The sequence below is a fragment of the Sphingopyxis sp. genome, assembly GCF_041916015.1.
In the GTDB taxonomy this organism is placed as follows: Bacteria; Pseudomonadota; Alphaproteobacteria; order Sphingomonadales; family Sphingomonadaceae; genus Sphingopyxis.
The window spans coordinates 1-8,859 of sequence record NZ_JAYSAH010000097.1 but is presented as its reverse complement, the minus strand read 5'-3'; the positions used below and the strand labels follow the sequence as shown (position 1 = coordinate 8,859).

Genomic DNA, 8,859 nt, shown 5'->3' with positions numbered 1-8,859 from the left:
GTGAGGCTTATCGGTTACGCAGCCAGAGCGAGTGCTTCGTTATCGTTAGCACTTATAGGTTTGAGCCTTGAACGGGTTACTCAGCCCGGAAGAAAACATCGTCTTTGAACACACGTCGATCCTGGTTCGGCCCCGTCAGAAGCCCGCGCGCCCATCAAAGAAGCGCGGGTTTGTGGTGGAGCCGCCGGGTACTGCCCCCGGGTCCGCTGTGTCTATTCCACGACACCATTTATCCTCATAGCCGGCCGAAACCGGCATGACCCATATAGGGAGCCCGCCCGCGCTTGGAAAGGGCGCGGACGGGCCGTTCGTCCCGTTAGGGGTTCTAATCCCTATTTCTTCCGCAATTCGTCGCGGATTTCGGTGAGCAGATCGACCTCGCTCGGGCCCGCGGGCGCATCGGGACCGCGGCGCGTGACGCGGTTCACCATCCTCACCAGCAGGAAAATGATCCACGCCAGAATCAGGAAGTTGATTACCGCGGTGATGAAGGCGCCATAGCCCACCATCGCAACGCCCGCCTTCTTGAGCGCGGCATAATCGGTCGCGGCGATTCCGTCGGGAACGCTGCCAAGCAGGATGAACTTGCTCGAAAAATCGACTCCGCCAAAGATCCAGCCGACGAGCGGCATGATCAGGTCCTCGGTCAGCGAGCCCGTGATCGTCGCGAACGCGCCGCCGATGATGACACCGACCGCGAGATCCATCACATTGCCCTTGGCGATAAATTCCTTGAATTCCGACAACATCTTGCTGCTCCCCAGATGAGATATTCGGTGCGGCGAAACTGCCGCGACGATTGCACAAAGGCAAGCGCGATCCTATTATGTGTATTGTTGCGGCAAAACGCCGCCGGAGGGAGCCTTGATAACCATGACCTATCGTTCTGCCCGCTGGATGATCCTTCCCCTTGCCGCCGTCTCGCTGTCCGCCTGCGGCATCAACAGCGTTCCCACCAAGGAAGAGGCCGCAAAAGCCAAATGGGCTAATGTCGAGGCCGCCTATCAGCGGCGCGCCGACCTGATCCCCAATCTCGTCGAAACCGCCAAGGGCGCGGCGAAGATCGAGCAATCGACCCTCGAAGGCGTGATCCAGGCGCGCGCCTCGGCGACGCAGGTCAAGCTCAGCACCGACGATCTCGAAGACCCCGCGAAGGTCCAGGCCTTCCAGCAGGCGCAGGGCAATGTGTCGAGCGCGCTCGGCCGCCTGCTCGTCACCGTCGAGCAATATCCCGACCTCAAGAGCCAGGCGCGCTTCGCCGACCTGATGACCCAGCTCGAGGGCACCGAGAACCGGATCAACATTTCGGTCCAGGACTATAATGCGGCGGTGCAGGATTATAACACGACGATCCGCACCTTCCCCGACATCATCGGCGCCAAGATCGTCCATGGTGCGAAGCCGATGACACCGTATAAGGCGATCACCCCGAACGCGAACGTCGCGCCGAAGGTCGATTTCGGTCAATAAAGGTGCGCCCGGCCGCCCTTGCCGCTCCGCTCGCGATCCTGTTGGTCGCGGGCGGATGCAAGGCGGCGCCGGAGCCGGCCGCCGCGAAGGAAACGGCGGCGTGCGACGGCGTCCCACAGATGGCGCTCGCGGGCCGCGTAACCGACGCGGCCGATATTCTGAGCGCCGAGGAGGAAGCACAGCTGTCCGATCGCCTGCGCCGGTACGAAGCGCGGACGAAGCATCAGATGGTTGTGGCGACGACCAGCAGCCTCCACGGCGCTCGCGTCGATAATTTCGGCACCTGCCTCGGCAACCGCTGGAAGATCGGGCGGAAGGATCATGACGACGGCATCGTCGTTCTGATCGCTCCCAACGAACGCCAGATGCGGATCGCGACGGGCTTCGGCATGGAAAAGATACTGACCGACGACAAGGCACTGGCGGTCATCCACCAGATGACGCCTTATTTTGCCAAAGCGGATTATGCAGGCGGCCTGTCGACCGGAATCGACGCGATTGCCGCTCAGACCGGAGATACACCATGAGATCGCTCTTGCTCGGCTGGGCGCTCGGCCTTTCGCTGCTCGCGGCCCCCGCGACCGCGCAGACCTTTCCCAAGCTCACCGGCCGCGTCGTCGATCAGGCGGACATCATTCCGCCCGCCGAGGAGGCCAATCTCGATACCCAGCTCGAACAACTGGAAAAGACGACCGGGCACCAGCTCGTCGTCGCGACGGTCAAGGACCTGCAAGGCTATGACGTCGCCGACTATGGCTACCGGCTCGGCCGCGACTGGCAGATCGGCGACAAGGAGAAGGACGACGGCGTCGTCTTCCTGATCGCGCCCAACGACCGCAAGATGCATATCGCGGTCGGCTACGGCCTCGAACCCGTGCTGACCGATGCGCTGTCGGGCCGCATCATCCGCGATACGATCACCCCGAAATTCAGGGACGGCGACTTTCCCGGCGGCATCCAGGCGGGCGTGAACGCGATCGCGCAGCAGATCCAGCGTCCGCCCGAAGAAGCCGCCGCGCGCGCCGCCGCCGCCGACAAGGCCGAGCGCGACCGCGCCGACGACGGCGACATCGGCGGCCTCGTCTTCATCGGCTTCATCGTCTTTTTCTTCTTCATCCTGCCGATGCTCTCGGCGCTCGGCGGCCGTGGCAAGCGGCACCGCAAGAACCGCCCGTGGGGCGGCGCGCCGATCATCATCTGGGGCGACAACGACTGGGGCGGCGGCAGCGGCGGATCGTCATGGGGCGGCGGTTCGAGCTGGGGTGGCGGCGGAGGCTTTTCGGGCGGCGGCGGCAGCTTCGGCGGCGGCGGCGCCTCGGGTGGCTGGTAGGGAGCAGAGCCATGAAAGTCAGCCACGTCAGCGAAGCCGATCATGATCTCGTCACCGCCGCGGTCGCCGCAGCCGAGACGAATACCAGCGGCGAAATCGTCACCGTCATCGCGGCGCAGTCGAACGACTATGACGATGTCGCGCTCGTCTGGGCGAGCGTCATCGCCTTCCTCGCCATGTCGGTGATCGCGCTCTTCCCCGATTTCTATCAGGGGCTCTATGACCGGATCACCGGCGGCTGGGGACACGAGCTCACCGCCAACCAGTGGCTCGGGACGGTGATCGCGGTCGGGGTGCTCAAATGGATCGGCGTGTGGCTGATCCTGCTCTGGCGCCCCCTGCGCCTGTGGCTGACCCCGCGCGCGATCCTCGCGGGCCGGGTGCGCGCCCGCGCGATCGACCTGTTCAAGGTCGGCACCGAAGCGAAGACGCTCGGCCGCACCGGCGTCCTCCTCTACGTCAGCCTCCGCGAACACCGCGCCGACATCGTCGCCGACGAAGCGATCGCGGCAAAGGTCGCGCCCGAAGTCTGGGGCGATGCGATGGCCTCGCTGATTGATCTGGTCCGCAAGGGGCAGCCCGGTGCGGGCATGGCCGAGGCGGTGCGCCAGATGGGCGCCGTGCTGACCGAACATTTCCCGCGCGGCAGCGAAAATCCGAACGAACTGCCCGATCGGCTGATCGAACTCTGATCCTCGTCATTGCGCGCGGAGCGACGCAATCCAGAGCGGTTTACGCGGACGCTGTTTTGCTTCGCTCCGCGCGCAATGACGAGCGTAGATGCGAAAGGAACCTCCATGCCCATCCCCTCCCCCGACACTCCCATCGAAACCCGCTGGGAAGGCCGCTTCATCACGGTGAAGCAGCAAGGCTCATGGGAATATGTCTCGCGCTCGCGTGGCATCCACGCCGCGGTGATTCTTGCGATCGACGAAGCGGCGGACGGGCGCCACGTCTTACTCGTTGAGCAATATCGCGTGCCCCTGAAGGTCCGCTGCCTCGAACTCCCCGCGGGGCTGGTCGGCGACGACAGCGCGGGCGAAGCCGCCGAAATCGCGGCACGGCGCGAGCTTGAGGAAGAAACGGGTTACCGCGCCGCCGACTGGCGCACGGTCGGCGAATTCTATAGCTCGCCCGGCATGGTGAGCGAGAGCTTCACCTTGCTCGTCGCCAAGGGGCTGACGAAGGTCGGCGAAGGCGGCGGGGTCGATGGCGAAGACATCATCGTCCACCGTGTACCGCTGGCGGGGATCGAAGAGTTCATCGCCGCAAAGCGCGCCGAGGGCTGCGGCATCGACGTCCGCGTCGCGATGCTGCTGGCGGGCGGATTACTCGGCTAACTGCTGCCGTCGACCGATAAACCATGCTTGGTAGCTCACATCTTCGTCATTCCCGCGAAAGCGGGAACCCAGCGTGAGGTCAGCCGACGCACGCCCTGGGTTCCCGCTTTCGCGGGAATGACGAAGGTTGGGAATGGCCGCTCCTAGCGAAGCGGTCATCACGCGGGAGGGGCTATTTGCCTACCGCCCCCCGAACCGCCAGCGGAGCAGCGGCCGCGCCAGCACCAGTCCCGCCAGAAACCCGCCGACATGCGCCCAGATCGCGACCGCGCCGAACCCGCCGCCGCCCGCGAAGCCGAGCGCGAGTTGCAGGGCGATCCACGCCGCGGCGAGCCAGAGAGCGCGCACCCAATGCGCCGGGATCGGCCCGATCGCCGAAGTCTGCGTGCGGCTGAAGATCAGCGCGAACACCGCGAGCAGCGCCGAGATCGCACCGCTGGCGCCGATCATCGGGATCGCCGAGCCCGGATCGGCCAGGAATTGCGCGAGCGCGCCGGCATAGGCCCCGGCGAGCAGCAGCACCGCGACGGCCTTGCCGCCCAGCGGCGCCTCGAGCTGGCGGCCGATGAACAGCAGCATGACCATGTTGAAAATGAGGTGCAGCCAGCCGCCGTGCAGAAAGGCGGAGGTCAGCGGCGTCAGGGCGAACGGCACCATCGCCCCGGGCGGCAGGATCAGATCGGTGCCGAAACGCGCGGGAACGAAGCCCGCGCGCATGATCGCCTGCTCCTGATAGCCGGTGATCGTGAGCAGGATGAACAGCACCACGCAGACGAGCGCAAAGCCCGTGACCAGCGGCGCATCCTGCTGCTTCATCGTCGGTGCCTCCCGGCTCAGACGAATTCGATCTTGGTCACCAGATAATATTTGTCGCCCGCGGGCACGGTCACTTCGACTTCGTCGTCGACCTTGCGACCGATCAGCGCGCGGCCGAGCGGCGAATTATAGCTGATCTTGCCATCCTTGGCGTCCGCCTCGGCCTGACCGACGATCTGATAACGCACCGGCTTGTCGTCCTCATCGGCGAGGGTGACGGTCGCGCCGAACACGATGCGGTCGCCCGACAGCGTCGTCGGGTCGATGATCTGCGCGCGCGACAGCCGGTCCTCGAGGTCGCCGATCGAGGCTTCGACCTGGCCCTGACGCTCCTTCGCGGCGTGATATTCGGCATTTTCCGAAAGGTCGCCATGCGCGCGCGCTTCCTCGATCGCATCGACGATCAGGGGGCGCTCGGCTTTCAGAGCCGCGAGCTGGGTGCTCAGCTTCTCATAGCCTTCCTGCAGCATCGGAACCTTTTCAACGCTTGCCATTATCCTGTTGTCCTTCGTCAATAATCCGCCGCCAGCGAAACTTCGCCGGGGCGGCCGAGCCGCTTTTCCGTAATGTCGGGGAGGTGGAGCGGTCCCTCAATAATAGTCCTGAAGCGGCTTCACTTCAAGAGAGTGCGCGCGCAGCGCCCCGATCGCATGGGTCGCCGCATCGCTGGCCGCTGCCGTCGTATAATAGGCGACGTCGGCCGCGAGTGCCGAGGCGCGGATCGATTGCGAATCCTGCAGCGACTGCCACCCTTCGGTCGTGTTGAAGATCAGCTGCACGTCGCCGTCCTTGATCCGGTCGACGATATGCGGCCGCCCCTCGGCGACCTTGTTGACCCGCTCGACCGATATGCCCTGCTCGGCGAGATAGGTCGCGGTGCCGCCGGTTGCGATCACCTGCCAGCCCCAGTCCGCGAGCCGCTTCACCGGCTCGACGATGCGCGGCTTGTCGCTGTCCTTGACCGACACGAACAGCCGCCCGGTCGTCGGCAGGCGGTCGCCCGCGCCGAGCTGCGCCTTGGCGAAGGCCAGATTGAAATCGCGATCGATTCCCATGACTTCGCCGGTGGACTTCATCTCCGGCGACAGCACCGGATCGGTGCCGGGGAAACGCGCGAAGGGGAAGACCGCCTCCTTCACCGCGACATGCGCAATGTCGCGGTTGATCGCCGGCAGGTCCGCGAGCTTCTCGCCCGCCATCACACGTGCCGCGATCTTGGCGATCGGCGAGCCCACCGCTTTCGCGACGAAGGGCACGGTGCGGCTGGCGCGCGGGTTGACCTCGATGAGATAGACCTCGTCGCCCTTGACCGCGAACTGGATGTTCATGAGGCCGCGGACCTCGAGCGCGCGGGCAAGCGCATCGGCCTGCCGCTCGATCTCGGCGACGATCTTGTCCGGCAGGCTGTACGGCGGGATCGAGCAGGCGCTGTCGCCCGAATGGACGCCGGCTTCCTCGATATGCTGAAGCACACCGGCGACAACCACGTCAGTCCCGTCACACAGCGCATCGACGTCGACCTCGATCGCGTCGCGCAGATAACGGTCGATCAGCACCGGCGAGTCGCCCGACACCTGCACCGCGGTCTCGATATAATGTTCGAGCTGCGCCTGGTCGTCGACGATCTCCATCGCGCGGCCGCCGAGCACATAGGAAGGGCGCGTCAGCACCGGATAACCGATGCGCGCCGCGACCGCGACGGCTTCCTCGCGGCTGCGCGCGATGCCATTCTCGGGCTGCTTGAGGCCGAGCTTGTTGACGAGCGCCGCGAACCGCTCGCGGTCTTCGGCGAGGTCGATCGCGTCGGGCGAGGTGCCGAGGATCGGTATGCCCGCTTCTTCGAGCGCCTGCGCCAGCTTGAGCGGCGTCTGCCCGCCGAACTGGACGATCACCCCGACAAGTTCGCCCTTCGACATTTCGACGTGCAGGATTTCGAGCACATCCTCGGCCGTCAGCGGCTCGAAATAGAGGCGGTCCGACGTGTCGTAATCGGTCGACACCGTCTCGGGGTTGCAGTTGACCATGATCGTTTCATAGCCCGCCTCCTCCAGCGCGAAGCACGCGTGGCAGCAGCAATAGTCGAACTCGATCCCCTGCCCGATCCGGTTCGGACCGCCGCCAAGGATGACGACCTTGCGCCGGTCGCTCGGGTTCGCCTCATTCTCGGGCTCGCCGAAGGTCGGCGCTTCATAGGTCGAATAGAGATAGGGCGTCTTGGCCGCGAACTCCGCCGCGCAGGTGTCGATCGTCTTGAACACGGGGCGCACGCCGAGCCGATGGCGCAGCGCACGCACTTCGCCCTCGGTGACGCCGCCGGTCATCGCCTTGACCGCTTCGTGGATCAGCCCGCTGCCGCGCGCGGTTGCATGGCTCGCGCCGGGCTGCAAATTCGCCGATTGCAGCGCCAGATAGGCGAGGCGCTTGTCCGAAAAGCCCATCGCCTTCAATCGCCGCAGCCCCTCGGCATCGCGCGGTAGGCCGTTCTCGCAAACCTCCTGCTCGGCGGCGACGATCTCGGCGATGCGTTCAAGGAACCACATGTCGTAACCCGCGACGCGGTTGATCTCTTCGAGCGGCAGCCCCTCGCGGATCGCCTGCGCGGTGTTGAGCAGCCGGTCGGGGGTGCGCTTGGCAAGTTCGCTGCGGAGCTGGTCGTGGCTCGCGCCCTTGAGGCGATCGACGAAGTTGAAACCCGAAAGCCCCGTCTCCAGCCCGCGCAGCGCCTTCTGCAAACTCTCGTGGATCGTGCGCCCGATCGCCATCACCTCGCCGACCGACTTCATCGCGGTCGACAGCGTCGCCTCGGCGCCCTTGAACTTTTCGAAGGCGAAGCGCGGAATCTTGGTGACGACATAGTCGATCGTCGGCTCGAACGACGCCGGGGTCACGCCGGTGATGTCGTTCATGATCTCGTCGAGCGTGTAGCCGACCGCGAGCTTCGCGGCGACCTTGGCGATCGGGAAGCCCGTCGCCTTCGACGCGAGCGCCGACGAGCGCGACACGCGCGGGTTCATCTCGATCACGATCAGGCGGCCGTCCTTGGGGTTCACCGCGAACTGGACGTTCGACCCACCGGTCTCGACCCCGATCTCGCGCAGCACCGCGATGCTCGCGTTGCGCATGATCTGATATTCCTTGTCGGTCAGCGTCAGCGCCGGGGCGACGGTGATGCTGTCGCCGGTATGCACGCCCATCGGATCGACATTTTCGATCGAACAGATGATGATGCAATTGTCCTTGCGGTCGCGCACCACCTCCATCTCATATTCTTTCCAGCCGAGGAGCGATTCCTCGATCAGGACTTCGGTGGTCGGCGAGGCGATCAGGCCGCCGCGGACGATATGTTCGAATTCCTCGCGGTTGTACGCGATGCCGCCGCCGGTGCCGCCGAGCGTGAACGACGGGCGGATGATCGAGGGCAGCCCGGTGCGTTCGAGCACCGCGAACGCCTCGTCGAGCGTGTGCGCGACGCCGCTGCGCGCGCTCTCCAGTCCGATCTTGTCCATCGCGTCGCGGAACTTCTGCCGGTCCTCGGCCTTGTCGATCGCCTCGGCATCGGCGCCGATCATCTCGACGCCGTACTTGGCGAGCGTGCCGTCCTGCGCGAGCGCGAGCGCGGTGTTGAGCGCGGTCTGCCCGCCCATCGTCGGCAGCACCGCATCGGGGCGCTCCTTTTCGATGATCTTGGCGACGATCTCGGGCGTGATCGGCTCGACATAGGTGGCGTCGGCGAGGTCGGGATCGGTCATGATCGTCGCCGGGTTGGAGTTGACGAGGACGATGCGATAGCCCTCCTCCTTCAGCGCCTTGATCGCCTGCGTCCCCGAATAGTCGAACTCGCACGCCTGACCGATAACGATCGGGCCGGCGCCGATGACGAGGATGGATTGGATGTCGGTTCTT

At 65.3% G+C, this 8,859-nt stretch carries 9 protein-coding genes and 1 other RNA gene; 5 read left to right on the top strand and 5 right to left on the bottom strand.

Annotated features, from left to right (window positions below; translation table 11 throughout):
* Positions 1–295, bottom strand: a transfer-messenger RNA (tmRNA) gene (gene ssrA / locus ACE3SL_RS14355); the annotation flags it as partial.
* Positions 296–332: 37 nt separating this feature from the next.
* The gene (gene mscL / locus ACE3SL_RS14350) at positions 333–749 is read right to left on the bottom strand and encodes a large conductance mechanosensitive channel protein MscL (RefSeq protein WP_374526407.1); all 417 of its coding nucleotides are present in this window, start codon (positions 747–749) and stop codon (positions 333–335) included.
* Between the two features lie 118 nt (positions 750–867).
* Between mscL and ACE3SL_RS14345 the strand changes: the two genes are divergently transcribed.
* The 5 genes from ACE3SL_RS14345 to ACE3SL_RS14325 all read left to right on the top strand — a co-directional run bounded on the left by ACE3SL_RS14345 (position 868) and on the right by ACE3SL_RS14325 (position 4,140).
* Positions 868–1,470: a LemA family protein gene (locus tag ACE3SL_RS14345; RefSeq protein WP_374526408.1), complete on the top strand. Its 603-nt coding sequence runs from the start codon at positions 868–870 to the stop codon at positions 1,468–1,470.
* 2 nt (positions 1,471–1,472) lie between these two features.
* The gene (locus ACE3SL_RS14340; RefSeq protein WP_374526406.1) at positions 1,473–1,997 is read left to right on the top strand and encodes a YgcG family protein; all 525 of its coding nucleotides are present in this window, start codon (positions 1,473–1,475) and stop codon (positions 1,995–1,997) included.
* Positions 1,994–2,800, top strand: a complete 807-nt coding sequence (locus ACE3SL_RS14335; protein ID WP_374526405.1) for a YgcG family protein — start codon at positions 1,994–1,996, stop codon at positions 2,798–2,800. Before ACE3SL_RS14340 ends, ACE3SL_RS14335 begins: the two co-directional genes overlap by 4 nt.
* An 11-nt stretch (positions 2,801–2,811) precedes the next feature.
* Positions 2,812–3,492, top strand: a complete 681-nt coding sequence (locus ACE3SL_RS14330; protein WP_374526404.1) for a TPM domain-containing protein — start codon at positions 2,812–2,814, stop codon at positions 3,490–3,492.
* Between the two features lie 105 nt (positions 3,493–3,597).
* Positions 3,598–4,140, top strand: a complete 543-nt coding sequence (locus ACE3SL_RS14325; RefSeq protein WP_374526403.1) for an NUDIX hydrolase — start codon at positions 3,598–3,600, stop codon at positions 4,138–4,140.
* A gap of 180 nt (positions 4,141–4,320) precedes the next feature.
* Here ACE3SL_RS14325 and ACE3SL_RS14320 read toward each other — a convergent pair whose 3' ends face one another.
* The 3 genes from ACE3SL_RS14320 to carB all read right to left on the bottom strand — a co-directional run.
* Complete coding sequence (locus ACE3SL_RS14320; RefSeq protein ID WP_374526402.1) at positions 4,321–4,956, bottom strand: rhomboid family intramembrane serine protease; 636 nt, start codon at positions 4,954–4,956, stop codon at positions 4,321–4,323.
* 17 nt (positions 4,957–4,973) lie between these two features.
* A complete protein-coding gene (greA, locus tag ACE3SL_RS14315; RefSeq protein WP_374526401.1) occupies positions 4,974–5,450 on the bottom strand; it encodes a transcription elongation factor GreA in 477 nt (158 codons plus the stop codon).
* Between the two features lie 96 nt (positions 5,451–5,546).
* Positions 5,547–8,859, bottom strand: a 3,313-nt coding sequence (gene carB, locus ACE3SL_RS14310; protein ID WP_374526400.1) for a carbamoyl-phosphate synthase large subunit, incomplete at its 5' end; no start/stop codon positions are given.